The organism is Niallia circulans (assembly GCF_007273535.1).
Taxonomy (GTDB): domain Bacteria; phylum Bacillota; class Bacilli; order Bacillales; family Cytobacillaceae; genus Niallia; species Niallia circulans_B.
The window spans coordinates 13,642-39,262 of sequence record NZ_CM017506.1 but is presented as its reverse complement, the minus strand read 5'-3'; the positions used below and the strand labels follow the sequence as shown (position 1 = coordinate 39,262).

Annotated in this window: 30 protein-coding genes; 21 read left to right on the top strand and 9 right to left on the bottom strand. The window is 31.0% G+C overall.

Annotated features, from left to right (window positions below; genetic code table 11):
- The first annotated feature begins 40 nt into the window (after positions 1-40).
- From mobQ to CEQ21_RS00700, 4 genes are all read left to right on the top strand, one after another.
- Entirely contained in the window at positions 41-2,104 is a 2,064-nt protein-coding gene (gene mobQ, locus CEQ21_RS00715; protein ID WP_185762835.1) for a MobQ family relaxase, read from the top strand.
- Between the two features lie 31 nt (positions 2,105-2,135).
- Positions 2,136-3,650: an ArdC-like ssDNA-binding domain-containing protein gene (locus CEQ21_RS00710; RefSeq protein ID WP_185762834.1), complete on the top strand. Its 1,515-nt coding sequence runs from the start codon at positions 2,136-2,138 to the stop codon at positions 3,648-3,650.
- Positions 3,651-3,676: 26 nt separating this feature from the next.
- Positions 3,677-3,862: a hypothetical protein gene (locus CEQ21_RS00705; protein ID WP_185762833.1), complete on the top strand. Its 186-nt coding sequence runs from the start codon at positions 3,677-3,679 to the stop codon at positions 3,860-3,862.
- Positions 3,863-4,493: 631 nt separating this feature from the next.
- On the top strand, positions 4,494-4,856 hold the full coding sequence (locus CEQ21_RS00700; RefSeq protein ID WP_185762832.1) for a YhjD family protein: 363 nt from the start codon (positions 4,494-4,496) through the stop codon (positions 4,854-4,856).
- Between the two features lie 11 nt (positions 4,857-4,867).
- On the opposite strand, the gene CEQ21_RS00695 is transcribed toward CEQ21_RS00700, so the two are convergent.
- The 3 genes from CEQ21_RS00695 to CEQ21_RS00685 form a co-directional block, all read right to left on the bottom strand.
- Positions 4,868-5,722: an ATP-dependent DNA ligase gene (locus tag CEQ21_RS00695; RefSeq protein WP_235907129.1), complete on the bottom strand. Its 855-nt coding sequence runs from the start codon at positions 5,720-5,722 to the stop codon at positions 4,868-4,870.
- 155 nt (positions 5,723-5,877) lie between these two features.
- Entirely contained in the window at positions 5,878-6,885 is a 1,008-nt protein-coding gene (locus CEQ21_RS00690; protein WP_185762831.1) for a hypothetical protein, read from the bottom strand.
- A gap of 416 nt (positions 6,886-7,301) precedes the next feature.
- Positions 7,302-7,565, bottom strand: coding sequence for a hypothetical protein (locus CEQ21_RS00685; protein ID WP_185762830.1), 264 nt, complete (start codon positions 7,563-7,565; stop codon positions 7,302-7,304).
- A gap of 1,060 nt (positions 7,566-8,625) precedes the next feature.
- Between CEQ21_RS00685 and CEQ21_RS00680 the strand changes: the two genes are divergently transcribed.
- The 9 genes from CEQ21_RS00680 (at position 8,626) to CEQ21_RS00640 (ending at position 12,817) form a co-directional block, all read left to right on the top strand.
- On the top strand, positions 8,626-8,901 hold the full coding sequence (locus CEQ21_RS00680; RefSeq protein WP_185762829.1) for a hypothetical protein: 276 nt from the start codon (positions 8,626-8,628) through the stop codon (positions 8,899-8,901).
- Between the two features lie 558 nt (positions 8,902-9,459).
- The gene (locus CEQ21_RS00675; protein ID WP_185762828.1) at positions 9,460-9,717 is read left to right on the top strand and encodes a hypothetical protein; all 258 of its coding nucleotides are present in this window, start codon (positions 9,460-9,462) and stop codon (positions 9,715-9,717) included.
- A 51-nt stretch (positions 9,718-9,768) separates the two neighbouring features.
- The gene (locus tag CEQ21_RS00670) at positions 9,769-10,008 is read left to right on the top strand and encodes a hypothetical protein (RefSeq protein ID WP_185762827.1); all 240 of its coding nucleotides are present in this window, start codon (positions 9,769-9,771) and stop codon (positions 10,006-10,008) included.
- Positions 10,008-10,415, top strand: coding sequence for a hypothetical protein (locus CEQ21_RS00665; protein ID WP_185762826.1), 408 nt, complete (start codon positions 10,008-10,010; stop codon positions 10,413-10,415). The genes CEQ21_RS00670 and CEQ21_RS00665 overlap by 1 nt, the downstream gene beginning before the upstream one ends.
- 96 nt (positions 10,416-10,511) lie before the next feature.
- Positions 10,512-10,913 carry a hypothetical protein gene (locus CEQ21_RS00660; protein WP_185762825.1) on the top strand — a complete coding sequence of 134 codons (402 nt, stop codon included), beginning with the start codon at positions 10,512-10,514 and terminating at the stop codon, positions 10,911-10,913.
- Positions 10,910-11,284 (top strand): hypothetical protein, encoded by a 375-nt coding sequence (locus CEQ21_RS00655; RefSeq protein WP_185762824.1) that lies wholly within the window; start codon positions 10,910-10,912, stop codon positions 11,282-11,284. Before CEQ21_RS00660 ends, CEQ21_RS00655 begins: the two co-directional genes overlap by 4 nt.
- Positions 11,281-11,541, top strand: a complete 261-nt coding sequence (locus tag CEQ21_RS00650) for a hypothetical protein (protein WP_185762823.1) — start codon at positions 11,281-11,283, stop codon at positions 11,539-11,541. Before CEQ21_RS00655 ends, CEQ21_RS00650 begins: the two co-directional genes overlap by 4 nt.
- A 552-nt stretch (positions 11,542-12,093) precedes the next feature.
- A complete protein-coding gene (locus CEQ21_RS00645; RefSeq protein WP_185762822.1) occupies positions 12,094-12,366 on the top strand; it encodes a hypothetical protein in 273 nt (90 codons plus the stop codon).
- Between the two features lie 13 nt (positions 12,367-12,379).
- Positions 12,380-12,817, top strand: a complete 438-nt coding sequence (locus CEQ21_RS00640; RefSeq protein WP_185762821.1) for a hypothetical protein — start codon at positions 12,380-12,382, stop codon at positions 12,815-12,817.
- Between the two features lie 389 nt (positions 12,818-13,206).
- On the opposite strand, the gene CEQ21_RS00635 is transcribed toward CEQ21_RS00640, so the two are convergent.
- Entirely contained in the window at positions 13,207-13,467 is a 261-nt protein-coding gene (locus tag CEQ21_RS00635; protein ID WP_185762820.1) for a hypothetical protein, read from the bottom strand.
- A 221-nt stretch (positions 13,468-13,688) separates the two neighbouring features.
- Here CEQ21_RS00635 and CEQ21_RS00630 point away from each other — a divergent pair, with 221 nt between their 5' ends.
- Entirely contained in the window at positions 13,689-14,327 is a 639-nt protein-coding gene (locus CEQ21_RS00630; RefSeq protein WP_185762819.1) for a hypothetical protein, read from the top strand.
- A 333-nt stretch (positions 14,328-14,660) separates the two neighbouring features.
- Here CEQ21_RS00630 and CEQ21_RS00625 read toward each other — a convergent pair whose 3' ends face one another.
- Positions 14,661-14,936 carry a hypothetical protein gene (locus tag CEQ21_RS00625; RefSeq protein WP_185762818.1) on the bottom strand — a complete coding sequence of 92 codons (276 nt, stop codon included), beginning with the start codon at positions 14,934-14,936 and terminating at the stop codon, positions 14,661-14,663.
- 374 nt (positions 14,937-15,310) lie between these two features.
- On the opposite strand from CEQ21_RS00625, the gene CEQ21_RS00620 reads away from it, so the two are divergent.
- The 6 genes from CEQ21_RS00620 (at position 15,311) to CEQ21_RS00595 (ending at position 19,921) form a co-directional block, all read left to right on the top strand.
- Entirely contained in the window at positions 15,311-15,562 is a 252-nt protein-coding gene (locus CEQ21_RS00620) for a hypothetical protein (RefSeq protein ID WP_185762817.1), read from the top strand.
- A gap of 12 nt (positions 15,563-15,574) precedes the next feature.
- Positions 15,575-15,730, top strand: a complete 156-nt coding sequence (locus CEQ21_RS00615; RefSeq protein ID WP_235907128.1) for an aspartyl-phosphate phosphatase Spo0E family protein — start codon at positions 15,575-15,577, stop codon at positions 15,728-15,730.
- 215 nt (positions 15,731-15,945) lie between these two features.
- Positions 15,946-16,401 carry a JAB domain-containing protein gene (locus CEQ21_RS00610; RefSeq protein ID WP_185762816.1) on the top strand — a complete coding sequence of 152 codons (456 nt, stop codon included), beginning with the start codon at positions 15,946-15,948 and terminating at the stop codon, positions 16,399-16,401.
- Positions 16,402-17,202: 801 nt separating this feature from the next.
- Entirely contained in the window at positions 17,203-17,592 is a 390-nt protein-coding gene (locus CEQ21_RS00605; RefSeq protein ID WP_185762815.1) for a hypothetical protein, read from the top strand.
- Between the two features lie 16 nt (positions 17,593-17,608).
- On the top strand, positions 17,609-18,340 hold the full coding sequence (locus CEQ21_RS00600; protein ID WP_185762814.1) for a hypothetical protein: 732 nt from the start codon (positions 17,609-17,611) through the stop codon (positions 18,338-18,340).
- Positions 18,341-18,385: 45 nt separating this feature from the next.
- Positions 18,386-19,921, top strand: coding sequence for an RNA-dependent RNA polymerase family protein (locus tag CEQ21_RS00595; RefSeq protein ID WP_185762813.1), 1,536 nt, complete (start codon positions 18,386-18,388; stop codon positions 19,919-19,921).
- A gap of 85 nt (positions 19,922-20,006) precedes the next feature.
- On the opposite strand, the gene CEQ21_RS00590 is transcribed toward CEQ21_RS00595, so the two are convergent.
- The 4 genes from CEQ21_RS00590 to CEQ21_RS00575 all read right to left on the bottom strand — a co-directional run bounded on the left by CEQ21_RS00590 (position 20,007) and on the right by CEQ21_RS00575 (position 24,297).
- Entirely contained in the window at positions 20,007-20,711 is a 705-nt protein-coding gene (locus CEQ21_RS00590) for a hypothetical protein (RefSeq protein ID WP_185762812.1), read from the bottom strand.
- Between the two features lie 743 nt (positions 20,712-21,454).
- Entirely contained in the window at positions 21,455-22,084 is a 630-nt protein-coding gene (locus CEQ21_RS00585) for a hypothetical protein (RefSeq protein ID WP_185762811.1), read from the bottom strand.
- 415 nt (positions 22,085-22,499) lie between these two features.
- Complete coding sequence (gene murI, locus CEQ21_RS00580) at positions 22,500-23,282, bottom strand: glutamate racemase (protein WP_185762810.1); 783 nt, start codon at positions 23,280-23,282, stop codon at positions 22,500-22,502.
- Positions 23,283-23,415: 133 nt separating this feature from the next.
- Positions 23,416-24,297, bottom strand: a complete 882-nt coding sequence (locus CEQ21_RS00575) for a LysR family transcriptional regulator (RefSeq protein ID WP_185762809.1) — start codon at positions 24,295-24,297, stop codon at positions 23,416-23,418.
- 125 nt (positions 24,298-24,422) lie between these two features.
- Between CEQ21_RS00575 and CEQ21_RS00570 the strand changes: the two genes are divergently transcribed.
- Entirely contained in the window at positions 24,423-25,613 is a 1,191-nt protein-coding gene (locus CEQ21_RS00570; RefSeq protein WP_185762808.1) for a YbfB/YjiJ family MFS transporter, read from the top strand.
- Positions 25,614-25,621 lie beyond the last annotated feature (8 nt).

Here is a 25,621-nt window from a genome sequence, read left to right as displayed (position 1 = left end):
AATTCGCTTCGCTCATGTTTTATAGAAAGGAGATTCCTCAATGGCTATTTATCATTTTAGTGGACAGATTATGAGCAGAATATCTAAACACACTGGAAAACCTAAAAGTCCTTTAGCAGCTGCTGCATATCGTTCGGGAGAAAGGTTAACTGATGAAATAGATAATCAGGAATTCTTCTATAAACGTGATGTTGCGCCTGTCACTCATATTCTTTCACCAAAAAATGCTCCTGAATGGACTTCTAATCGTGAAAGATTATGGAATGAAGTTAATAAAATTGAGAAAAATTACAATGCTCAATTTGCGAGAGAATTTAATGTTGCTCTTCCAGTTGAGCTTTCAAATGAACAACAAGAGAAATTGACTTTAGATTTCTGTCAAACAGCTTTTGTTGATCGTGGAATGGTTGCAGATATAGCGATACATAGAGATGATAAAAATAATCCTCACTTTCATGTAATGTTAACAGTTAGACCTTTTAATGAAGATGGATCTTGGGGAATTAAAGCGAAAAGAGAATATAAGTTTGATCAGTCTGGTAATCACATTTTAGATAAAAAAGGAAAGAAAGCATTTAATAAAATTGAAACTACTGATTGGAACAATAAAGATGTTTTTAATTCTTGGAGAAAAATGTGGGCTGATAAAGCGAATAAATATTTAAATGAAAATGGAGTTAAAGAAACTATTTCCCACCTTTCAAATGAAGATCGTGGTATTGAGCAAATGCCAACAATTCATGAAGGTTACGTTGCAAGAAAAATGGAGAAAAACGGACAAAAATCTGAACGTGTTTCCTTTAATAAAGAAGTAAAAAAATACAATAAAACAATTTCAGATTTACAGAAATTCAAAGCAAAAAAGGAACAATTAAGTTATCAAGATAAATTTGTTAGAAAGTTCTCTCCGATGGAAAAAAAGCATCTTAGTGATATTGCAAAAGAATTAAAGATGTTTGTAAACTTTAAAACTATAAACGAGAGAAAAGAACAGCTCATAGGTTGGAAAAAGTCTATTCAATTTACTAAAGATAATGAAAAGAAATTGAGCCAATTATCTAAGATTGAAAAACAAGAAAATTTAATTTTCACTGCTGAAGAAATCTTTAATTCTGAAAGTACAAGATTTTTACAACAATATTACCCAACATGGGATGTCGATAGTTTTAATCTAGATGAAAAAATTGCAATTGTAGAAAGAACAATTGAAAATAAAATGTTACTGTCTGACGATGAATTGGATGAAATTGAATATGAAGTAACTTCAGATAAATTACTATCAGAAATCAACAGTTTAATCCACAATAGATATGCATTTGTTATAACCATTAATAACAAGTTAGAAGAATTAATTCATTCTAGAAATACTTTGGAAAAGCAATTAAATATTTCACCAAGTCAATTTGGTAAATCATTAAAAGAAGCAGCATTAAAGCATCCACAAGAGATTGAAAAGTGGAAACTTATTATGAATAATACTAAAGAATTATTTACAGCTCGTGACTTAATAAATGATTTTTATAACTTGGAAATCATTAAGTGGTATCCTTCTGTCAATGTTGAAAAATTATCACTCGAAGAGAAAGAAATTTTAGTTGTCGGTACAGAGTATTATGAAAAACCTATAACATTAGAATCTATTCATAATCTACAGCGCTATACAACTGAGGAGCAAACAATACTAATCAAGTTATTGACTAGTGGTGAATCTGGAAGTGCTGAAAATATTAATAACATGTTCCCTAACTTCCAAGTGAATAATCCTCGTTACCTAATGTTCTTTAAAGATGAGTGTTTAAGAAATATTAATGAATTACCGAAAAATGTAGCGAAAAAATTAAAAGAAATCGATCCGACTAAATTTGCTGAAGATGAGATTAGTAATAGCCTGCTTATTAAAGACGTGGATATGAGCATGAACGAAGAAATTGACAATTATAACACGGATAATTCAATTTCATTTATTCCTTCAGGTGTTACGAGTGGATTGTTCCAAGGTATTTTAGAAAAGAGAAACTTTGCATCTAAACAACAATTTGAAGATGACTTGAAATCTAAGAAAACCAAGAAGAAAAATATTCATAGATCTGGCCCATCACTATAGGTTCAATGAATAAATATTGGAGTGATACTAGTTGGCGAAAAGTAATTTCAAACGAAAATCTTATGAAGAAAGACAAGCCGAGATACAAGCGAATTACGATAAGTTAATGAACGGTGTTAAAAATGCAGCTGCAAGTCCTGAAGATTATATGCAATATTTAAACTTTGCTAGTAAGTTTCCAAAAAGATCTGTGCGAAATCAAATGTTAATTTACTTGCAAAAGCCTGATGCTCATTTGGTTGCTGGTATGAAAACTTGGAACAAGTTTGGAAGGCAAGTTGTAAAAGGATCTAAGGCAATTCAAATTTATGCTCCGATTAAAGTTAAAGAAAAAGAGATAGATAAAAAAACAAACAAGGAAGTAGAAAAAACTGTTCTTAAAGGATTTAAGATGGTTAATGTTTTTGATGTGAACGATACAAAAGGAGTACCATTACCACTTAATCCATTAGTACCTGAAAACGTAAAAGAAAGTGAGTTTGCAGAAAAAACGTATAAGCATGTTGTAAATGAATTACAAAAAGAGCTTCCTATAGAATTAGATGATAAATATTCAGATACTAGTAATGGTTATTACAATCGCTTAGAACATAAAATTGTGATAAATGCCAATGAACATCGTGATATTACAAATCAATATAAAACACTAATCCATGAATATGCTCACTCTATATTTCATAATGAAACAGGAAAATATAAAGGTTACGACAAGGACTCTAAAGAAGTACAGGCGGAAAGTGTTGCTTATTTAGTAACGAAGAGCTTCGGTATGGATACAAGTGATTATAGCTTTGCTTATATAAAAGGATGGGCTTCAGGTAAGGATGAGGAACTGCTACTTGCTTATCAGGTAGACATTCAAAAGGAAAGCGCAGGTATTATAAAGAAAATCGAGGATGTAATAATAGAAAGAAATATCTCCTTTAATGTTCCAGCAGTTTTAGATAGTAATACTACTTCGGTTGAAGAAGGTGAACAGCAGCTATCATTAATCAAATATGGAGATACATATACGATAGCTAAAGGTGAATACAAGGATAGTTCTTTAAACAGCATAGAAGGTTTAAAAAAACTTGGAGTGTCATTTGAAAGTCGGGGAGAAGCAGAAATAGCTTTTGAAATAATGAAAGGGCATATACCGTTACAAAGCGCTGAAAAGATTGGTAATGGAAAAGGGAAGATTCATGTATTTCAAAGAAATTTAGTTGATCCTACAGATCAATTAGAGAAAACAATGTATTTTGTAGGTGTTCCAAGTTTTACAAATATAAAAGCATTGACTGCTCTTACACCAGATAAAGAAATAGCTATGTCTAACTTAAGTAAGATGATATCAACAAAAGATGATATAGGTGAAAACGAAAAAATACAAAAGGATTTATCAACTAGAGACCTTGATAAGGATGGTCTTACGGATCTTCAAGAAATCAGAACAGGTAGTGATCCGACCAATCCTGATACAAATAGTGATGGGATACCTGATAATCGAGATATCCATCCCCGCAGCGTGAAGAAAAATCAGCCAGATTTAGAGTTATCCCTTTAATAATATATAAACAAGGAGTGTATAAATTGAGAGAGTATTATTTATATGAAATTGAAGCAGATGAAAAACCTGTCTACAACATCGGAGAATGGGAAAATGAAAATCATCTCACTCAGGACTCCAAAATAGCCCGAGAAACGATTGCTATTGCTTATGGGGAAGTAGAAGGTGGAAAGTACATAGAGCTATTTGAGAAGTCTCCTGTAGCTTGAGAACAGTATATGAAACAAAAAAGTGTTAGGGAATAATCCCTAACACTTTTTCTACAAGGTCCTAAATTTATATGCCGAATCAGGATTACCGACCCCTTTTTGTTTGCCGTTATACAGGGGTAACGACTTCCTTTTTATCAGTCGCTCAGGAAGTGGCGACACACTTAATTATGTATCTTATTATAGATTCTAAAATTAATATATTCAAATCATTATACTTAGCAATATATATAAAATAAAACCCTCTTATTTATTGCTGGATGCTTTTTTATTCTTTAGGGTAATTCCTCCGTACTTTTTTTCGCTACGCATTATCATTTTCTTAGCTAATAACTGAGCCTCTTCTTTCGACATTTTCATACTTAATCTCCTCTCTCCACTTCATTTGTATAAGTATGGACAAATTCTGAATATTTTAAACAATCCTCCCTCTGCCCAAAATATATTTAGTACATTTAGACAGTGTCCTAAGCTTAACGATTAAAAAGTGGAAATCAAAGAAAGGAATGTAATTTAAAAACGCACGATAAAATAGTGTATATTTCGACTTCTTGAGAAAGAACGTTTGTTCTGTTATATTATTCTTAGTAAGCCTCAATAAGTTTCTTATTTTTTATCAGGGAGTGGAGTAATGACAAAAATTATAGAAAAACACAGGGTTATATTGGAGCATTCCATTTATTTGCCACTTGTTTTATCAGTTCTGGAATATGATCGCAAAGTAACCCAAAAGGCGCCCTTTAAAATTAAAAGAGTTTATTTAAATTTAATTGAGTTTACCATGCTCAAGGTACAGAAAGATCTAAAGGTAGTTCGTGATAAAATGCGAAAGCTTAATATGAAAACAGTACCTGGCAACAATGATGGAGTTTTTACGGAGTACGAATTTTATTATAAGGGTTACCATGAGCAGCATCGGTATTTCAATGCTAATTTAAGAAACAACACTGAAAAGCTACTTAAATACTATTTCACTAAGGATTTAACTAAATAAAAAGCACATTGCTACGATGCAATGTGCTCACCCCAACTATAGAAAGAAGGAATTCTTAATAATCCTTGTGAAGTTAGGTTTCTATATTTAACGATACATGGTATAGGGCTTTTTAAGGAGTAAAACTTATCATTATCAGTATCTTTGCTCCTATCAATATTTTTATAAAGTATAGATCGCTCCGCTCCAGATGCAAATTCCATAACTCCTGCATACCTTCCATCTTTAAAAGTTAAAACAGCTCCAAATTTTTCTTTTCTTATTTTGGTTATAAAAACTGGTTCATATTTATAGTTAATTACTTTTAACCAGGCATCAGAACGCTTATTCTTACTATAACGGCTGTCTGCCTTTTTAATAACAATACCCTCAAGATCATTCTCAACTACCTGAGTGAAGTAATCCTCCGCTCTTCCCTCTAAGTAAGGAACTGGAAATATGGTTGTATTTCCATTAGCTAAAATATTTTTTAGCATTTGTTTCCTCTCTGATAAAGGAAGGTTCATGATATCAACATTATTGCAATAGAGTATATCAAAAACACCATACTGAATGGGATTTTTGTTTTTAGAAGACATAAAGCGTTCCATAATAGACTCAAAACAAGGAACTCCGTCCTTTGTTACAATAACTTCTCCATCTAAAATAGTACCATCTGGAATAGGTAGTTTAGTCAGCTCCTGAAAAGTTGAAGTGCATTCATTCCCATGCCTAGTATATAAACGGATCTTCCCACTAAACTTTGTAAGTAGGAGCCTAATTCCATCTAATTTAAGTTCTGTATAGTAATCTTGATTATTTTTATAGTCAACCGCTTGTAAATCCACTGCGGTAATTCGCTCTAATAACATTGGGCTAATAAACAAAATATTCACCTCATTATAATGATATTCTTTTAAAGCGATAAATTCATTATGAGGTCAGTTCCAAGACAGGGAGAATTAACCTTGTATGTTTCCCTTTAATAGAAAAAGGATTGCTGCTGCAATCCTTTTTTGTTAGCTATTTATTTTAAATAATATTAACTCTTGTTTAGGATACTTTGAATATTTTTTTGAATTTCTTGTTCTCTTTTATTCTTTTCATCAATTTCAAGTTTTTGTTCCAAAATATAGATTATTGCAGCGTATACAGTATCGTAGTTTTCCAAACATTCTTGTTCTGAAAGTTCATGAATACCCTTGCTTAATATACTGTATAGAGATTTATTATTTACTAGGAACTTAGGTAAATAATCCTTAAGATAATCAATTTTTTCAGCCATACGTAAGTTTTTGAAATCCTCACTATTATCAGTTGGATTTTCTGTTAGAAGAATATCATATTGACCGTATATTAAACGCTCAAAGATTCTACGCAGATAAACAAATGAACCAATTCCTATGCCGTGAGATTTTAAGCCAGTTGAAGTATTTAGTTCTCTTATGATTTGTTTGTTCTGTTTTCCTTTTAATATTGATTTATATCTTTTAGAAGAATTATCAAATTCCCTTATGGATGGACTCTGGCCAATCTTAGTTAAATAACCTTTCTTATCTAGTGCAAATATAATATTGAATTTATGCTGCTCTTTTGCAGTACAATTTAATTCAATATTTAAAATACCATTTCTATCAAACAATAAATCTCTAACAGCTTTATATCTTTCTTCAAATACAGTTTCAGCGTGATTTACGTTAGCCTCATGAAGTTCCGAACTGTCAATATGATCAGATGTTAAAATATGATTTCTGATTGCCTCAGGAATCTCTATTGGGCTTTTATAAACAATCGGAACTGATTTATCGCAGAAGGGACAATAATGAAAGTTATTGATTTCTTCATTTAAGAAAATACTTTTCAGTGCTTGGAAATCTCTATTTTCCAAAAAATGCGTTAGGGTAAAGACACCTATGAGTTCACCACCACCATAAATGGCTTCGTTTTCATCTTCTATTTCGAACTCTGTATTAATTAGAATTTTGTTGTATAAAGGAAAGTCTAACAGTAATGAATATTCATCACCTATAAATTCATGTAATCTTTTCATTAATATCCGTCCTTAAGTTGAATTTAAATATATAAAAAGCTTATTAATCATGATGAATTGGTATATCTTAACAATATTAGATTGAAATGAATACAACTATACTTAAATGTAATTTTATCAAGAAAAACTATGAAAAAGGTGAGCATAAGCACCTTAAACAACATGGAATTGGACTTTCCTTATGAAATCTAATCATTGAAAGGGCAACGGAAGTTTGATATAGTTTACTCAAGAAAACTATTTAAAAACGATTAAACAGTATTACCACTTACATATTTGGTAATACTTGCAAGAAGTCTTAATATAGATAATATATAATTATCTAAACTAAGACTACTAAGAGTAAAAAAGCACATTCGTTGGAGCGAATGCGCTTTAAAACAAACATCGATACCAAAATACTTTGTAAAATTGATTTACACGTTTGGGCTGTCATTGTCTGTGTTTTTGGATTTTTTCTTAATTTCAGCGTTGGAGCGCTGTAATTTACGAATTGTCCAATAAAGGGCACAGACTAAAACCCAAACAGTCGACCAGTTGCTAAAAACATACCGAATCACTCCTAAAAGTGTCGGCTCAATTGCCCCCGAAATAAAACCATTAGCAATATGTTCTATGCTACCAGGTAGTTCGTTCACTATGAGTGAGTTTAATAATTCATTCATTAAATCATTTTTCAAGTTCTCACCTCCCAAAGAAAAGGAAGAGAAGAGTAGTTAACAATTAATGAATTCCAACCATTGAACAGTCGATAAACTTTCAATAATTAACATCAGTCCCCCAATTTCGAATTTCACAAAACCCTTATGTATGAAGACTCTAAGCTAGTATTTATAAAACCTATTAAACCCTTTTTTGGAACTTGAGTCAATAAAGTCTCTTTGAATTTCTTAGTCAACAAAATTACTCAAATTTTAACGATTTTCGATTTGAATTTACTCTAAAAAAATACAAAAAGCCTTTGAGAGTAGTCCTCATAAGACTTTTTTTATACGAAAATATATTCTATTTATCTACCTTTTATTAAATAACTTTATAAATAGTTACGAGAAGACACCAAATTATTTTCTATTTTGGTGTCTTTTTCTTTTTATAAAGTGCGAATTTAGTTTCAAACGATATTATTTGCCGAATAAATGTCCCAATTTGAATTTTACTTCGCTAAATAAGTATGTAGGACATCTTTAATTGCTGTGCAAAATTATTTTCAACTTATGTACCATTAGTAGGATTTTTTATTTTTCTTTAGAAATTGTTTAAATTTTCGCCTACTAATTTCACCTTATATATTAGAAGGATTTCTTTGTCCAGAAACAAGAACAACTTGCATGTATTAGGATGAAAGGGTTAGAAATTAAAAGTAATTCGCAATATTTTTCTATCTAAAAATTTTATCGGCTTAAATGACCCACAATTGATCTCCTTTCACTATAACTACATTGTAACAAGGTTATGTCACAGTTTTACTTTTTCTCTCTAATTGTAGAAGTGTATACAACTGTAGCTTTATAAGCATTGTTGGGACTATTAGGTGGATAAAAAAGTTTTTCTGAAGATTAGGGATTTATTTTTAAAAGTATCGGCTTATATTAGGTAATTAATTTTATTAGGTACTTAACTTTTTCGATTTAACTGCTTATAAGTTAACGAAGGCAATTTTATCCTTTAATGAATGTCCCAATATCCTAATTATTGCAAGTTGTACTATTGAACACTAAAAAAATATGGAGGTTTACCAAAATGAAAAATACTTTACAATCAATCAATGAACTATTGCATGAGATAAGCAGGAGGAAAGAAGATCATCTTCTTAGCAGCCTGTATAAAGATAACATCCTGGATGATCTTTATTCAGATGCTCTTTTTATTAAAATCACACTAGAAGGCAATTCTTTAAATGGACAGGTATTAAAAGATCTTGAGATTCATATGAAGCATTTCTTATCTATTATCCAGGAAGATTGCTTTTCTCCCTTCTTCTACTTAACAGCAGATATAGAAAGATTATTAGAATAAGTGCTTTATTTGGGCGGCAGCACTGACTACTGGATAACCAGCTGCCTCCCTTTGGTCCGCATCTGCTAACCAGTAGTAGGTGTCGCTACGGCACTAAAAAGCTCGCTAACCACGGACTGTACGGCTTGCGCCTACATTCCGTAGGTTCCAGATCTTTTTGCCTTTCAGGCCGCACCGCACGAGCCGAAAACCATCAAAACATAAAGAAACGTAAAACCAAAGGATAGCAGGCTAACGCCTGCTTTTTTATTTGAGTCATTTTTCCCCTTTTGCCTTCAGTATGGTATTGATTCGCAAGGCCACTAAGGCTGCAACAGGCAGGGCACCCGAACCTTCCCTGCTGCAGCCTAAGTGGCCGAGGAAATAGGTCAAGGGGACAAAAACTTTTTCGTTTAAGGGCAAAATCGGAACGAAAAACTTTCTGTCTTTAACCCTTGACCCATTCCCTATGCGATCAATTCATACTCCATGTCAAAACGGGAAAAATAATTCCCATTTAGGGAACAGCCTTCCATACGGAAGACAAAAGAAAAATGAAATTCAAAGGAGCAAAATCAAATGATTCTTAAAAACTTACAAAATCAAATAATAAAAAATGTAAAAGTTCATGTGGAAAACAGTAAAATCTTTAATTTTGAGGGACTGGAGTTTAGGCACTATGATAATGGAATTTTTAAGTTTTTAAGCTTTGAAAAGGAAATGAAAATTAAAACTATGATTAAGTTTGACCCTTATAATGGTCAAGTTTCTGCAGTATTTGAAGATAATAGAGAAACTTCTTGGCTTATTGGAGAAATCACAGAATTGCAAAACTAAAGGAAAGGAAGATCCTTTCCTTCCTAAAATAAATTATTGGGGGAATTAGATATGCCGTACAAATGGGAAAAAGAAAGTTTGCAAAAATATGGAGAACAAGCAACTCAAAATTTAATTGCTGGACAAAGAAGATATGAAGAACAGCATAAGGATAATGATTATAAACACTGTGGGAAAGGAAATGAAGGAGCAATTATCGAGTGGGGGAATGGCAACCCTTTTATTATGCACTATGGATTGTGGAGCAATGGCCGATGTGAATTTTGTGGTAGATATTCGGGGGGAAATTAATGAATAACAATAACATAACTATTTACGGATATATAAATAAGCTGAAACAAATTAAACAAGGAGAATTTGAAGGAGTCGTAAGCGCCTTTTATAAGGTGCCTTACGACTGGATGGAAAACATAGTACTTTGTTTAGGATACAAATCCATTAATGAATTTTTGGACACATATACATATGACAATACAGATGAAATTATTGATTTTGCTATTGAAGATGGGATGCTGATTGAATGCGGTGCTGAAGAAAAGATCCTTGAGACGATGGCAGAATGGTGTCCTCATTGTTGCGCTGAAGTAGAACTTCCATTGATTTTTAAAAAACATATTTGTCCTAATTGCAAATTTGAAATTATACCGTGTGCTCAATGTGAAAAACAAAATTGTGGCCATTGCCCTTTAGCTTCTTAACTCGTATACTCATATACTTGTATGCAAGCATATAAGTATATGAGTATACATTAACAATGAAAATCTTATCTTATAACAAAAGGAGAATCATAAATAATGAATTCAAAACAAGCCTATTTACTAGCCAATGAAGGTACTTACATTACAGTGACTATGAATAGTGGGGAAGTTATTAGTGGCAACGCAGACCATATTAGCAAGTATTATGACTTCATTATCCTAATTGATGAATTTGGTTACGAATATGAATTAGAACTAAATGAAATCAAAAGCTATTATCCAGCGATTAAACTCTACACTAATAAAGCTGGAGTAGAGACAATGGAAGAAAACACATACACATTTTATGCGTGGGAACATAACTCAAAATCCTACGCTACTCAAGTAGAGCGAAATATTGTTCAGGGCAACATTGCTATCTTAGTTCCAAAACGCAATGCAAACTCTCACCAGTATCAGCTAGGTGTATACCAATGTAAAGGAGGGAAACTAGCATGACAGTACAATATTTCCAATCAAAAGGCTGTCTTGTAGCTACCTATGCACCTAATCAGGTAGTAGCACATGTTCCACACAGTCTATACGCTTCAGCTAAACAATACCTTTACATGCAGGAGATTTCACATTCAGTCCATATTAATCCTGATTACGATTCTATAGTGCTGTTCATCTTTGAAGGCAATCTAGATATACCAGAATGGGAGTTACAATGTGATTCCCTCCATTATGAAAATTACATGTATTTACTCGATTACAAAGAACTTTGGATAGACGATGGAAAGAGCCAACCTAAACTTATGGCAATGGATTTATTACCTGATTTACTTCGTAGTTCGTTAGAAAAAGCGCTAAAGGAGTGGTACATATGAAAAACCTATATTCCATTACAGACCTATTGCAAGATCTGCAGGTGGTTGTCGATTATAACTATTGCCAACTAGAAAAAGTAGACGGCGACCAAAGTAACGCTAATATAATTACCCTATTCGATGAAGAAGAAGGTGTATCTATATTTGACCCTTTCTTGTGTACTACCTTGATGAATAAAGTAGATCCTTTGACATACGGCAGAGAAAATCTTGAACAGATGATAAGTGAATACAGACTATTATTAGTATCCGAATGACCAAATAAAATCCTTTCTGTCTATAAGAAAGGATTTTATTTTAATGATTTTCGGTAGATCATAAAACAGATCAATAATAAAAAAAGGAAGAAACGAGAAATGGCTAAAAGGCAGCCATTTCCCGTTTCTTCTTATTTAAATTCCCCACCCACCCCCCTTAAAACCAACTATTGGCCCCTGTTCATCCTCACTATAGCTCAGTCGTCATTCCAGGCAAGGGAGCGAAAAAATTTTTATTTCTAGTTAAACACCGCTCTTATCGTGGTTTGACCTGGTGCGTCTCTTTCAAGGTGTGATGAAAAAGCATATCACACCTTTCCGTTCCTCCCATCTCAACCACGTTAAGGTTTTGGTCGTTCTTTGACCTGGTGCGTCCCTTCAGTCCTCCCATCCCAAGAACGAATTCAAAACTCGACTATATATTGCGGAAATAAAATTTTTTTCGCTTTTTCCCTTGCCTTCCAATCCTCCTTCGCTTCCGTTACAGATGAACAGGGGAAAAGAAAAAACATTCAAACCCTAAAACCTTGAAACATCTGGAGGAGTATTTATATGAAAATTCAAAGCATTACTTATGAATTGGTGAACGGTATGTATGAAGGAAAAAGGTACGATATAGATAGATATTTCATTGTAGGTAGAAGACCTTTATCTACTCATGAGCTTACTGTTTATGTGAACCATTTAGACAAAACTATATCAGGTGATTGTATCCGTTACGGCTCATGGGGAGATATAGACCTTGATGAAGTAATGGAAATGTTAAAAATAGTAGAAGATGCTGGAGAGTTAAAAAGACCTTATGACGGTTACAAAGGTAAATAGGAGGGCTTGACGAATGAATATATCTCCATTGGATAAACAATTTTATTCTCATTACTGTAAGATTTGTAGGGCTTCTTTAAATGAGTTAATGGAAGATAAATGTACGGATTGTGGCTCAATTAATGTTGATTTGATTTATTACACGCTACAAGATGAACAAAGCAAAATGGTATGGACATATCTAAATGCTAACAAACTAATCGAGTTAGCTAAGAAATCTATCCACCATCATGACCCATCATTTAATTTTAATGAGTTTTCACTTGATAAAGCAATTAAAGCATTAGAAGCCGATGAATATTGCGTTACAGTACAGCAATGGATATTCACTATGACTAAAGATGAACTGGAAACGAAAGGCTGTGAGTGCGGAAACAAAGGACTTCTTCAGCTGGATATAAAGGAATTTGAATGTAAAGATTGTAGAAAAATTTATAGGATTGTTAATTGAATATAGGTGGTTAATCATAATGAAAAGGCAAGTGTAGAGCTTGTCTTTTTTGTCGTGTTGGTGTGGCCTGAATTTGCTCCAGCGCCGCTGCTTAACGTGGTATGACCTGGTGCGTCTCTCCGAGGTGTGATTTATTATCATATCACACCCCTCCATTCCTCCCATCCCAACCACGTTTAAGGTTTTGATCGTTCTTTGACCTGCTGCGTCCCTTCGGTCCTCCCATTTCAAGAACGAGAGCAAAACACCAGCTGAGAATATACTTAATCTTAAAATGTTAATATAAAATTAAAATTTTACGCATTCATAAATTTTAATTTTATATTCTTATAAAGAAGTTTGATAAGAACTTTTTAGAGATTAAATGTACAACAAAAAACAGGTAATTATCATACCTGCTTTAATCCAGCAACTTTTCTTGCTGGCTCTATTACGTTTTTTTCAAAGCTTTCTACAAACTCTTTTTGGCTTACATATTTCCCAGGTATAAAACTAACTTCCATGTTTTCTTTTTCTTCTTCGATGATTGCGAAATAGTCATTTTTTCCTTGGATTAAGCGATCTTTGAACTGTTGTTTCATGATTTCTACCCATTCTTCTTGACCTTCATTATACTGGATAGAAATTTTAAAGCGAGGATTTAAAGTCATAATTCCACCTCTTTTGTAAGAAATTTCTGTTAATTATACTAATGAAATTATAACAATAAATGTAATAAATAATCAATTGTGGAACATTTAATGAACTAGTAAAAAGAATATAAAAAATATCGTTTTGGTCATACGTCTTCCCCATCCCCCATATATATATAAATATCTTAAGGACACTAGGACAGTGTCCTAAACTAAAAATAAGAAATGGACTGATAAATATGAAGAAAGTAGAAGTAGTAAAAGATAAAATTAGAAAAGTACGTTCAGATAAAAAAAGAGATGTTAAGCCAACAATATCTGCTGAACTGAAAAATTGTGTCTATCGACTTTCTTATATTACAAATACACCTGTTAAAGATGTAGTTGAAATAATTTGTGAAAAAGGATTGGAATCTAGAAAAGTTTTAGAGTATCTTTCTCAATACTTCAGAAGAGATTATCATTTTGTAAATACCATTTTTATTGGAGATCCAGGAAGGGAATCTCTTCAGAAGAAATCACAATCAGGAAAAAATGAGCGCATTACCACAAGATTTAACCAAGATACATATGAGAAAATAAAATACTTATCAGGTGCATTAGATGTAACTCCCTCGAAGGCAACCGCACTATTATTGGAAGCGAGTATAAGAAATACAGAACTATTAAATTCTTATATGAGAACCTTTTTACGTGGCACTTTAGATAAAATGAGATTGAAGGAATTAAAACAAGTGCAATCATTTGTTAAGAAGAGCAATCCATATAGTAAGGAAACTTCATGGTTTGATTTAATTGATACGATTGTAGAAGATGTTAAAGATAATACAGTTAACATTAAAGAGTCCATTACAACTTGGTTAGATAGGCTTAAATAAAGCACAAATAGCCCTAATAGATATGCTTTAGGGCAACAACTTCCTTTAATGCTAAAGTTCTATATAAGAGTACCTATCTTACCAGCAACTTAAAGGCACACACTTTAGGTATTGTTTCTTTTGCCATTGTTCGAACAGGGCATCTGATATTTGTGTTTGGAGAAAACAATTTATTATTACTTTCAATATTCATCCTTTGTACTCGAAGGAGAGTAAGAATATCCGAGTTGCGCGCTAACTCATCCAGATAATAATATTTTGTTCCCATTCACCTTTTATCATTATGGACAAGTAAAACAAATTTTAAAACATTTATTAAAGGGAAATATGATATCAGCCCTTTTTCATAGCCCTTTCTATCACACTTTTTTCCACCGCAATTAAATTATCCTTATATTCTGTAAGTAAATTATAAAAGCACTCTTTGTCTACTTGATATACTTTTTTAAATGTTCTTTCCTCTTTAAAAATCTGAATAGCCTCTTTGCTTAATGTAGAAAGCATCCTTTCTCTTGAATCTGCTTCCACAACTTGACTTGTAGTTATAAGCTTATTTTCCTCATTTAAATCGGTTATATCTTCAGAGAATGAAATTAAATCAAAGAACATGTTTTCATCCTCCATTAGAAAGCGAAGTCTAGAAATTGTATAGGTATAAAGGGGAAATGTAGGGAAACCATCTGTATAAATTACATTTTTCATTTTTTCTCTCCAGTAATTAAATATCATTAAAAAAAAACCGATTTAATGTCTCCATTAGAACGGCTTTTAGAGGATTTTATAAAGTCAAATTGACTTATTCTCATGCGACGAAACATGAGAATAAATTAATTTTAACATAAAAATTTAAATATATTAGGATTTAATCTCTATTAAATTAAAACAATATCTTTTTATAATGTAAAAACGTTATAAATAAATCAAAATATATATAATTTTATAATGTATTTATGTTATAATTGTATTAAGGGAGGAGTGGCAAAATGAATTTAGTTTTTCGATTGGCTATTGAAAAAAAGAAACTTAAAAGGCATCAACTAGTAGTAATTAAAGCTCAAAAGAAAGAGTTTCGGTTTACGATTGGTGAGCTAATACAGTTAATTGATCGGAAGATCGGATATGAAAAAGAATTCATAAATCAAACCATAATGATTATGTTGTTATTAGATTACGACATATGGGAAATTTTGATTTTTTTAGCAAAAACTCATATTATGGAAAATAGTAATTATTGAGGTGATGGTCAATTGTTAAAGGATTTCACAATAGAAATTGAAAGTAAAAGAAAAGAAATGATAAGGATAGGATTGGAAAAGGGCTTAACTCATAAACAAACAATTAAAATAAGTCAGGAAATAGATGAATTAATGAACTTATGGATTAATACTAAAAGACAAACTTAAAAGCCTTATTAAAGGGAAAAGGAAAATTCATTTAAATAATAGTTATAAAAAAATGTATACAAATACTCATATTTTACTAGTTTTTCTTTGCTTTTATAATGTATAAATGTTATAATTGTATTATAAAGGAGGTAAGGAAAACAACAAAAAAAGAGCAAATCTAATATATGCTCAATAGAGTAAACAATCACTCAAAAGAAAAAGGAGAGCGCAGAATGGCACATAACTTAGAACTGGTAAAAGAAATCGTAAGGATTAAGCAAGTTGTAACGGAGAGTGAATTAGAAAGAAAGATAATTACATCTCCAGATGATGCTGCTGCGATTGCGACAGAATACATAGGAGACGAGGATAGAGAAGTTTTCTTAGTAATGGTTTTAAATACTAAAAACCAAGTGAACGCAGTTCATAGATGTCATGTAGGTAGTATTAATGCCAGCATCGCACATCCAAGAGAAATATTTAAAGCAGCTATTTTAAATAACGGAGCATCAATTATGGTTGCACATAATCATCCTTCTTATAATCCAGAGCCATCAAATGAGGATATCCAAGTAACCTTAAGACTTCAAGAAGCTGGCGCCCTATTAGGAATAGAACTCCTTGATAGCTTAATAGTTACACAAAATCCCCAAAAATATATCTCATTAAGAACTAAGGGATATATTTAAAAAATAAGGAGGGAAGGGAATCCTTTCCTTCCCTCCTTTCTATACTTCAATCAACTTGATCTACAGGGAAATTAACACTTAATAAAAATGGTGGTTTGCAAACAAATTCTATTGACAATTTTTAGCGGTTTAAATAATTAAATAATAATTTAGGAGATGATTCAGATGTATAGAGTTCTACAAGAAAAGTTTATATTAGTAGGTTACGAGCGTGAAGAAAAGTACGCGATTCTCAAATAAGAGAAATATGACACCAAAAAAAGTAATGATGGAAATTTCTTGCAAGGTGTATTTTATGAAACATTATTAAGCTTGGTATTATGGATTTCATTCTTTGGTTGGATAAAAATATTTATTCATTATTAGAAACAAAGGAGTATAAATTAGATTGTTAAAGTATTATATATTGCGTACAAATTATATGAAAATTATTATACATTCAACTTCTATTAAAAGTGCTGTAGAAATATTTAAACAGTACTATCCTAACTCATCTTATAGTATTCGTAAGTTAAAACTAAATGACCTAGCGAAGAATAGTGACACGCCTTTATTAGTGCTACCAGAAATACAATATTTATAAAAATACTGTTTTTAATTATGAAAAAATTTTTTAATGGGTTATTGGTTATGTTATAATCTCAGGGAGGAACAAAAGATAAAAACTTTTTCGTTTTTTCTTTTGATTGATTGTTTAATTTGCTCCTAATTAGGAGCCTTTTTTTACAAATATTTTAATGTATTGATGTTATAAATGTGTCTTATTAAACGACTAATAAAATAAAAGTTGGAGGGATTTAAATGAAGTTTACGAGTATGGAACATCAGAAACGTTTTTTTGAAATTAAAAAGCAAATGCCTTCTAATCTCAATGGGAATAATAAATTATTATCTATTGCTTATATTATGTCCAGCAGCAATGAACTTAAAAACAAGATACAACCCTATATTCAATGGGGTAAAGGATTTGATTATGAAAAGATGGTTAAGGAAGTCTCGTTTTCTAAAGCAGAATTGATTTTAGTAAAAGCTTCAGTTACTTTTTTTGATAATGGTGTAATCCTTCAGTTTGCTGAGGTATTTACAGAATTAGAATCACAAGAAAGGGAAATAGTTTTTAATGCTGCTGATATCAGATACTCCAAAAAAGATATTTATGAACAAACAGACGGTAATTTATATATTAAATAGTAAAGGTTGAATTTAGTTGAAACAATACTCCTTTAACATAACAGCAGTAACCTTGGAAGAGTTTAAAAAACTTCTTCCGACCCATAAAAGTAAAAAAATACTTAAAAGTTATTTACTTAATGAGTACGAACTTCCTGAGATACTCAGTGATCTACAAGCAGATTTTGAAAGTGAAAAAGTAGTACAGCCATATTGGATGGCGGACGATGAAATTAATAAGTTGGATTTACTAGTTAAGCAAGCAAAACTAAAAGATTATAATTTAAGTCGCTCTGCCATAATGAGAGATATAATGAAGAATTTAGTGGAATTATATAGAAATAATCCGATACAAAAAAGTGAGTACGGTAGACAAACTTTTAAAGTTCCGACAGGTACAAAGAAAAGGTTATCTTCGTTGATTGAGGATAGAGAGTTATCATATGAACTGTCTTCCTTCATTATGGAAGGATATATTCCTTCTAATAATTTCCCTTCAATGAGAAATCAAGAACAGGAGAATTTAGATTTTAAATCAGATATTGATGTTTTTAATAAGTTAGATGAAGTTGCTGAAGAATATGGATTCAAAAAAGGAAGAGCCAAAATCTTCAGGGATGCGCTTAGTCAATTTGAAAAATCGCTGCAGTCTAATCCAATTAAAAAGGCTGCATTAAAACAAGAGTTAAAATACCTTTTGGATGAGTATAAGACTATTGAAGATGTTGCGATTATTAGGGAAGTAATTAGTAACTACTTGAAAGAATGATTTTCGAAGTGAAGTTAAAAAAGCTTTTTGAAGCGAGGTAAAAGTATGATACTTAATAATCTATACAACTTTAAAAATCCTGTGAAGAACTTTCTTGATATTGACAGTATGAAATTTCCAGAGGATATATCTAATTTTGATATCAAAAATTTATCGTGGGCAGAACCCGTTAATTTTAGAGTGAAGAAAAAGAATAAACATAGGACACTAAAAATGCCTAATATATTAAATTTTGTGGCTGCATATGAACATTTTAAAGACATATCATCTTTTGGCTCTATTCAAGATATGGACCCTTCTCATAAAAGATTATCAGCAAACATAGAGACTGGAGATTTTTTATCAGGTGAGTATGAAAGGCATTTAGAAGAAGATTTTAATAGATTATGTATATATGATCAACTAATAAAAATGGATATAAAGGAATATTACGGAAGAATATACACACACCTAATAGACTATGAAGCACACGACGAACGTTATCTTTCTAATATGAATCTTGGAAAAACAAATGGCTTAATAATGGGGAATTATTTATCATTGTACTTCGCAGAGTCTAACTTAAAAAATATAAGTAATGATATTCAATCTAAAATTACCAGAGCAGGTATTGAATGTGAGTTCTCATACTTTTCTGACGATTTCTATTTCTTTTGTAATAAGAGTGATGCTGATAAGGTAATTATTATTTTTGATAAGGTGTTAGAAAAATATGAACTTGAAAGAAATGATAATAAAGAAGAAATATGGACATATGAAACTTTTAATAATTACAACTTGGTTGCAAGGTATTGGAAAAAAATTATTGCTCATTGCAATGTTAGATACAATAGGGAAAGCGAAGATAATAAATTATATTTTATAAATCAACTTGTATTTAGGATTTCTAATTTGGATGATGAAAAACTTAAGATAGTCTTTATCAATAACTTTTTTAAAACCAAATATTTTAGAGAGTTAGACTTAGAAACATTTCAGGTTAAGGAATACGATTATCACCAACTTTGCTTTCTACTAAGCTTATCTCCTGAGTCCCTATTATATTCTATTGATAAATTTAGTAATATGAGTAGCTTTGAAAATCAAAATTTGAAGAAATTTTTAAAAGTAAGATATAAACAAGCATTACAAAAATTATTTAATGAAGAGCAATTATATTATTACTATGCAATAAAAACCCTTGATTTTACAGATATATTGATTAATACAAAAGAAGCTGTCCTGAAGTCAAATAATCAATTATTGATTTCGTACTATCTTAGTGATGAACTATTTGTGGAAGAAGAAATTAATATATTAAAAAATAATGACGATGAACGCTTTTGGTTTCAAAATTATCATCTGATTCTGTATTCTCCAGAATTACTGAGTAATTTAGAAGCTAGTATTGATAGGTATTTAATCCCCAAAAGAGCTATAAAGGAAAGGCAAAAAAATGCGTATAAGGAATTCTATACTCAAAACTTACAATTAGAAATTCCTATAATAAGAGATATCCCAAGTGTCCTTGACGAAATAAAAGATTATTTGGAATTGAGAATAGAGGAAATGGAAATAGATTTTGACGATCAGGAAGATTAGCTGTAATTATTTAAGAAACTAATACTACTTCAAGTGAATTAAAAAAACTGAACCGCCAAAAAAAGCTGTTCAGTTTTTTCTTATTTTAATCTTTAATGCTTTTAGATTCCATCTGTTCTGCAGCTGTGATTTTACCCAAAAACCAATGGTACTTGCTTAAAACACTTAAATTCGGCTTTTTTGATGAATTTATAGTATTAATTTTTTCTTCTAAGTTAAGTTTTAATTTATGTAGGTACGCTTTATCTTCTTCTATTGTAATAAGCCACTTAAACAGATCAACATAATAATGGCCATCAAAATCTCTAGTGACCTTCGTTCTATTTATGTCTTTTCCTAATTTTTTAATTAAATTTGTCTCTACTATGAACCTAGGATATATGCTGATTTCGGATTCTAATTCATATGCCTTAATTAAAGCTGGTCCAAATAACTGATTTATTTCTTTATTAAAAATAATATCTCCGAGAACGATTGAACCTCTAATCAATACTCCATATGTATTTAACATTGTATATTGAATATTTGAAATGTCACTCATTATTGCGTCTAAATAATAAGAGAAATTTTGAGTTTTAAAGCGAGGTTTAGAATCTATAATATTGACAACTGAATCAGAAAAGAAAATTACTTCTGAAGAGTAAGTACCACTTGACATTAAATGCATAGTAGATAGTATTTTCGATATTTTATCTGGTTCGTCTTTATAATCATTTAAAACTAAATTTTTAAATCCCAATATATCAAAAAATATTAATATCTTTTCTTGATATCCCTGAATTTCATTCATGTCTAATATTCCCCTTTTAAACAACATTTCAGTGTCATTGAAAAGATCTAGTTATTTAATAAACTATATCAAAATTTTATTCACTGTTATTCCCATTATACGTTATTTAAATGCCGTTTCAGGAGTTTATTTATCATAAAACTAATGATTTTTGGACCAATAAGTTTTTGTAATTCATACGAATTTTTAATTGTACAAAATAAAGCCGTATAACTTGAACAAACCAACAGTCTTGAACTGTAAACATCAAATGAACACTTGGTTTTTGATTAAAAAGAAAATTATAGAAATTTAGGTTTTTATCGTATATAATTAATTTAGACACAACATATTGAGATATATTCAATAACTTTTAAGAGCCATAAAAACTTAAAAACTTAAAACCATAAAACCATAAAAACTTAAAACTATAAAAACTTAAAAACTTAAAACTATAAAAACTTAAAACCATAAAACTTAAAACTATAAAACTTAAAACTATAAAAACTTAAAAATTATATTTAAAAGATGCTCGGAATTAAGGAAATGATTTAAAAATTGTAGTAAAAGGCCTTTTACTCCCTAAAAAAAATAAAGGGGGTAATCACATGAAGGATGTAACTTCAGTGATATCTGTAGTATTCGAAGGAATGACTTTCGTAGTTGTTCTTATTACAGCGATCTTTAATTTAGTTAAAGACAAAGAATAAAAAGACAAAGGGCTTCATGAACCCTTTGTCTTTTTTGTACTGCAATTTTAATCTTTAATTTTGATTTTTTAACTTTTCAAGAGTATGTAGGATTTTATTTAATTTATTTTCATTCTGTCTATCTTTAATGTCATTGAGTCTTGAATGAATTTCATTAATTTTTCCAGCCAATCTATTTTTCGCAGCTGTTTCCATCATAGGATATAGAGCCATACCAAAGGCCGTAATTGAAAGCCAATTTACTAAATCAGTAAATTCTCCATTTATAAGCTTTAATGCTACTATAAACAAACCAACTCCAAATACACCTATAGAAAAGCTATAAACTAACTTTTCATTGATATTCATTACTCTTCGATATCCTTTACCTAAATTTAATTTTTCTAATCTTTCTAATTCCTCTTTTAATTTTTTTATATCATATGTTGATGTTGGGTATACGGAAAGATCCACATCTTCTTTACCAACTAACATTCTGTGTCCGTAATCATTTATTGGTGATATTAGGAGCAAAATTACTAAAATAAATAAAAGAGTGAAAAATCCTGACCATGAAAAATCATTTAAAAATATAGATGATAATATTGCAAAACAAAAAGCTAAACAAAGTATCGTATTTAAAAAACTATTTTTTGAAAAATAAAGTTTTTTCCAATTAAAATTATCATTATTCTGATTTATCATCTAGTTTCCCCTTCTCTTTTCCCCATATATAAATTAAAAGAATCTGATTAACCTTTTCTTAATAAAGTTTTACAACTCCTTGTATAAATGTTAGATGTATTCATAATACCAGAAGTTAATAATAGTATTTGTTAATTTGCACAAAATGTTCAATCAGGGTAAAACCCTGTTAAAACAAATGAAGTTATGATAAAATCAAGCTTATCACTTTAGGAGTTATTTTTCATTTAATTTAAGTGTTAATTTACACTGAAAAAACTCTTATATTGAAACATCTTTTTTTACTAAAGCCCCCTATTGTTTAAGTGTAGATATTCACAAACTTGTACCTAATCTTACTTCACTAAATAAATGTTTTAAGAAAGTAACATAACAAGGAGCTACCCTTTTAGGAAGCTCCTTGTTATGTTAAAGTTCACAATTTAAGCTCGTCTAGTTTTTCAAACAACTTCCAATACTTATCTAAAGTTTCTTTATCTGTTATTAGATTACCTGATTTAAAAAATTTAATATCTAATTTCGATTGATTATTTTGATCTCTAGATTTAAGAATTCTATCCAAATTCTTTGCAGTTCCAACGCTGCCTGATATAATGTCTACACCTTTTGGCAAGATATTCTTAATGCTATTCGTAAAATATGGGAAGTGTGTACACCCAAGAACAACCGTTCCATAATCATATAAATTTAAGGGATATAATGCGTCTTCTAAATAAGGGATCACTGTTTCATCATCAAACTTAAACTTTTCAGCAAGCTCTACTAAGCCTGGCAAAGCAATAAAATCTACAACATCGTTTTTGTCTACACTTTGAACAAGGCTATGAAATTTTTCTTCTTGTAGTGTTAAATTTGTAGCCATTACTAGTACCTTTTTAGCATTCCCCTTACTATTCTGAACAGCTGGTTTTACAGCAGGTTCAATACCTAATATAGGAAAATTATATGTTCTTCTTAAATCATTAGCAGCAATACTTGTAGCAGTATTGCATGCAATTACAAGTGCCTCTATTCCTTGATTAGCTAAAAATTCAACTACTTGAAAAATGTATTTTTTCACTTCCTCTTTTGTCTTTTCTCCATAGGGAACATTTGAGGTATCCGCATAAAAGAGATATTCCTCATTAGGAAGTAACTTTAAAGCTTGGTGAAGGACAGTAATTCCACCAATTCCAGAATCAAAAAAACCTATCTTCATTGCTCTACTCCTCTAATACTTTTATTTCATTTTTTACTGATACCAAAAACTATCTTATAAAAGACAGCATACTCAATTAGATAGTAGCTGTAAAATCAAGAATTTAAATAGATGTTATATTTTAAAATGATAACTAATCTACTTCATCTGTCACCCCATTTAATACATGGAGGAACTGCTTTAATGCTCCAGTTAGATATTTATCTTTTCTATAGATAAAAAATGTGTCCACTTTAGCATACTTTTCAGGAATGTAATGTGTTCTTACTTTTCCTTTTTCTACTTGCTTGGAAATTACACTTTGCGGCAATAAACTAACACCTATTCCAGCCGCAACGCAACCAATAATTCCATCTAATGTCCCGAATTCCATCAACTTGTTCGGAAGTCTCCTATTTTCTTTTTGAAACCACTCTTCAAATTTACTCCGGTAAGAACACCCCGAATGAAAAACTAATAAGGCTTTATTTTGGATGTCTTCTATATGCTCTATCGAACGTTGTGAAATGTCGGTAATCAAAACTAATTTCTCTTCAAATGCCTTTTTACTTAGAAGATCTTTGTGGTTTATTGGACCTGCAACAAAAGCTCCGTCTAACTCATAATTAAGAACTCCCCGTATATTTGCCTCGGTTGTTCCAGTCCTTAAATTTACATCTATTTTAGGATAACTCTTAAGGTACTCTGCTAGGATGGCAGGTAACCGCACACCTGCAGTTGTTTCCATGGATCCAACAGTTAAAGAACCATGTGGTTCCTTCTTGTCACTAATATCATTTATTGTTTCCTCCATAAGTTGGAAAATTTTTTCTGTGTATATTAATAATCTCTCCCCTTTTGAAGTTAAAGAAACTCCACGATTATGTCTGTTAAAAAGAGTTACTTGTAATTCTTCTTCTAACTGTTGTATTTTCATTGTTATATTTGATTGTGCGTAATTTAGTTCTCTTGCAGCATTTGAAAGGCTTCCTTGTTTTGCGATTGTTTGAAAAATTTTCAGTGTACGTAAGTCCATAATTTCATTTTCTCCTTCAATATCTGATATCAATTTAATTGATATCAGATATCGCATATATATATTATTCAATATATCAAAAAAAGAATATGATTAAAAGGAAATAGATCAATGGAGGTGAAATAGTGAATAAGCAATTGATTCTTTTTTTATTTGGAGGAATCTTTTCTTTAATCATTGCAATGGGGTTCGGCAGATTTGCATATACACCTATTCTTCCTTTAATGCAACATTATTTATCTTTTTCAGATTCTATAGCAGGATACTTAGCGACAAGCAATTATGCGGGTTATTTATTTGGGGCTATACTTACTGGGGCTATATCATTTAAAGAAAGAAGAATACTTATTTTAAGAATTGGCTTATTATTAAATATTCTTACTACAGCACTGATGGGTTTGGTCAGTTCTAACCTTTTATGGATAGTACTACGCTTTTTATCCGGTTTTTCCAGTGCCCTGGTGTTAGTTTTAGCATCCGGTCTAGTACTAGATAGGCTTGCTAGTAGAAATAAGTCAAATTGGTCCGGTGTTTTTTATGGAGGTGTAGGATTAGGAATTTATTTATCGAGTCTAATCATACCAAGTTTAAATGATATGTTTCTTTGGAAGGGTACATGGATGGGACTTGCTGTAGTTAGTCTTATTCTATTTATTTTTGTATGGATGTGGCTTGAAGAAACCCCACAAGAGATTAAGATAAAAAAACAAGAAATTAACCCTAATTTTCCTCCAACAAAATGGTTGTTTTGGTTGATGATTGCATACGGGCTAGAAGGATTAGGATATATAGTTACAGGCACTTTTATCGTTTCTATTGCACAAGAAACTCCATCATTTGAAAATAACGCTACTATAGTGTGGATGATTGTTGGATTGGCTGCCATTCCTTCTTGTTTTCTTTGGACATTATTAGCCCAAAAATCCGGCTTTGTTAAATCTTTAATACTTGCGATGGTTTTACAATCAATTGGAGTGGTTTTGCCTGTACTTTATATATCCGAAGTCAGTTTTGTTACAAGCGCATTATTGTTCGGAGCAACATTTATGGGAATTACATCACTAGTCACAACATTAGCTCAGAAAATCAATCCAAGTATAAGCGCCAAAACAATAGGTAGTTTAACTGCGATATATGCTGGTGGGCAACTGATAGGACCAAGTCTGGCAGGTATTATATCCTCTCACACGCATAGCTTTGATGCTGCTTTAATTGGAGCCTCCTGTGTGATTTTTATTGGTGCTCTTTTTCTTTTAACAGGTATTAAGTTTGAAAGTAAAAGAGAAGTAAGCGAGAGTAATTTTTTTAGTAAATAAAAATAATT

Coding starts and splice junctions, on each gene's coding strand:
- mobQ (WP_185762835.1), top strand. CDS start 41: ATGGCTATTTATCATTTTAGTGGACAGATTATGAGCAGAATATCTAAA.
- CEQ21_RS00700 (WP_185762832.1), top strand. CDS start 4,494: ATGACAAAAATTATAGAAAAACACAGGGTTATATTGGAGCATTCCATT.
- CEQ21_RS00690 (WP_185762831.1), bottom strand. CDS start 6,885: ATGAAAAGATTACATGAATTTATAGGTGATGAATATTCATTACTGTTA.
- CEQ21_RS00680 (WP_185762829.1), top strand. CDS start 8,626: ATGAAAAATACTTTACAATCAATCAATGAACTATTGCATGAGATAAGC.
- CEQ21_RS00675 (WP_185762828.1), top strand. CDS start 9,460: ATGATTCTTAAAAACTTACAAAATCAAATAATAAAAAATGTAAAAGTT.
- CEQ21_RS00670 (WP_185762827.1), top strand. CDS start 9,769: ATGCCGTACAAATGGGAAAAAGAAAGTTTGCAAAAATATGGAGAACAA.
- CEQ21_RS00665 (WP_185762826.1), top strand. CDS start 10,008: ATGAATAACAATAACATAACTATTTACGGATATATAAATAAGCTGAAA.
- CEQ21_RS00660 (WP_185762825.1), top strand. CDS start 10,512: ATGAATTCAAAACAAGCCTATTTACTAGCCAATGAAGGTACTTACATT.
- CEQ21_RS00655 (WP_185762824.1), top strand. CDS start 10,910: ATGACAGTACAATATTTCCAATCAAAAGGCTGTCTTGTAGCTACCTAT.
- CEQ21_RS00650 (WP_185762823.1), top strand. CDS start 11,281: ATGAAAAACCTATATTCCATTACAGACCTATTGCAAGATCTGCAGGTG.
- CEQ21_RS00645 (WP_185762822.1), top strand. CDS start 12,094: ATGAAAATTCAAAGCATTACTTATGAATTGGTGAACGGTATGTATGAA.
- CEQ21_RS00640 (WP_185762821.1), top strand. CDS start 12,380: ATGAATATATCTCCATTGGATAAACAATTTTATTCTCATTACTGTAAG.
- CEQ21_RS00635 (WP_185762820.1), bottom strand. CDS start 13,467: ATGACTTTAAATCCTCGCTTTAAAATTTCTATCCAGTATAATGAAGGT.
- CEQ21_RS00630 (WP_185762819.1), top strand. CDS start 13,689: ATGAAGAAAGTAGAAGTAGTAAAAGATAAAATTAGAAAAGTACGTTCA.
- CEQ21_RS00625 (WP_185762818.1), bottom strand. CDS start 14,936: ATGTTCTTTGATTTAATTTCATTCTCTGAAGATATAACCGATTTAAAT.
- CEQ21_RS00620 (WP_185762817.1), top strand. CDS start 15,311: ATGAATTTAGTTTTTCGATTGGCTATTGAAAAAAAGAAACTTAAAAGG.
- CEQ21_RS00610 (WP_185762816.1), top strand. CDS start 15,946: ATGGCACATAACTTAGAACTGGTAAAAGAAATCGTAAGGATTAAGCAA.
- CEQ21_RS00605 (WP_185762815.1), top strand. CDS start 17,203: ATGAAGTTTACGAGTATGGAACATCAGAAACGTTTTTTTGAAATTAAA.
- CEQ21_RS00595 (WP_185762813.1), top strand. CDS start 18,386: ATGATACTTAATAATCTATACAACTTTAAAAATCCTGTGAAGAACTTT.
- CEQ21_RS00590 (WP_185762812.1), bottom strand. CDS start 20,711: ATGAATGAAATTCAGGGATATCAAGAAAAGATATTAATATTTTTTGAT.
- CEQ21_RS00585 (WP_185762811.1), bottom strand. CDS start 22,084: ATGATAAATCAGAATAATGATAATTTTAATTGGAAAAAACTTTATTTT.
- murI (WP_185762810.1), bottom strand. CDS start 23,282: ATGAAGATAGGTTTTTTTGATTCTGGAATTGGTGGAATTACTGTCCTT.
- CEQ21_RS00575 (WP_185762809.1), bottom strand. CDS start 24,297: ATGGACTTACGTACACTGAAAATTTTTCAAACAATCGCAAAACAAGGA.